Annotated in this window: 1 protein-coding gene; it reads right to left on the bottom strand. The window is 68.7% G+C overall.

Annotated elements, in window-relative coordinates:
• A partial coding sequence (locus LPZ50_RS24835; protein WP_419195643.1) for a vWA domain-containing protein occupies positions 1–1,395 on the bottom strand: 1,395 nt, incomplete at both ends.

Genomic DNA, 1,395 nt, shown 5'->3' with positions numbered 1-1,395 from the left:
GCCGTCAGAGCCCCGGGACGGCGCGTCGGCGCGAGCCACGGCCTGCTCTGCCAGCCGGCTGCCGGCGGCGCCCGGTATTTTGTAGCGCACGCGCACAAAGGCCAGTTCATCGCCCCGCCCGGCATCGGCAGGCTGCTTGCCATAGCGCAGCGGGTCCAGGCGCCGTCCCGGCGCGCCCACCGGGGTGATTTCGTACAGCGCGGTGACATTGGCGCCGGCGCCGATCTCGCCCGCGTCCACGCGGTCATTGTGGAAGTCTTCGCGCGCCAGGGCCCGCTTTTCATAGCCGATCAGGCGGTATTCGGCCACCACGGCCGGGTTGAATTCCACCTGCACTTTCACATCCTGGGCAATGGTCAGCAGGGTGGACGACACCTCCGCGGCCAGCACCTTGCGTGCTTCGCGCAGGCTGTCCAGGTAGTGGTAGCTGCCATTGCCGGCATCGGCCAACTGCACGGCCAGCGCATCGTTGAAGTTGCCGCCGCCCACGCCCAGGGTGGTCAGGGCGATGCCATCCTGCCGATGCTGCGCGATACGCTTTTTCAGCGCGTCCAGGTCGGTGGCGCCCACGTTGAAGTCGCCGTCGCTGGCCAGCAGTATCCGGTTGACGCCGCCTTTCACGAATCCCTTGGCAGCCTGGGCATAGGCCAGGTCCAGGCCCGCGCCGCCGTTGGTAGAGCCGGCGGCCTGCAAGCCATCGATGGCCGCGTTGATGCGCGCCTGCTGGTCGCCCGGGGTGGAATCCAGGGGCATCGACGCCTGGCCCGCATAGGTCACGATGGCCACCCGGTCTTGCGGCCGCAATTGCGCCACCAGTTGTCTCAATGCGGCCTTGAGCAGCGGCAGCTTGTCGCGGTCGGCCATGGATCCCGAGGTGTCCACCAGGAACACCAGGTTGGCCGCCGGAATGTCCCGGGGATCCACCCGGTATCCCTGGATGCCGATCTTCAGCAGTTGGCGATGCGTATTCCAGGGGGCCGCCGCCAGCTCGGTGGTGATGCGGAACGGCTGGTCCGGCGCCTGCGGCGCGGGGTAGTCGTAGTCGAAATAGTTGATGAATTCTTCCGCCCGCACGGCGTCGGCGGGCGGCAGGCGGCCTTCGTTCAGCAAGCGGCGCACGTTGGTATACGAACCGGTGTCCACATCCACGCCGAATGTCGACACCGCTTGTTCCTGGGCGGCGATCACCGCGTTGTCGCGGTAGGCGGCGTAGTTCTCGCGATCCTCCAGGCGCGGCGGCGGGTAGTAGCCCGCCGGCGCCTCCATGGCAATGCCCGGGGATGCCTGCATGCGGTAGGCGCGCGCCGCGGGATTGATGCCCGGGGTGGCGGCAGGGGCGGGCCGTGCCATCGCTGAATCCGCGGCCCCTGGCGCTGGCGGAACTCCGCCATGCCC

The sequence above is a fragment of the Bordetella petrii genome, from assembly GCF_020991325.1.
In the GTDB taxonomy this organism is placed as follows: Bacteria; Pseudomonadota; Gammaproteobacteria; order Burkholderiales; family Burkholderiaceae_B; genus Bordetella_A; species Bordetella_A petrii_E.
The sequence above is the reverse complement of the archived record's forward strand: the minus strand, read 5'-3'. Positions and strand labels throughout refer to the sequence as shown.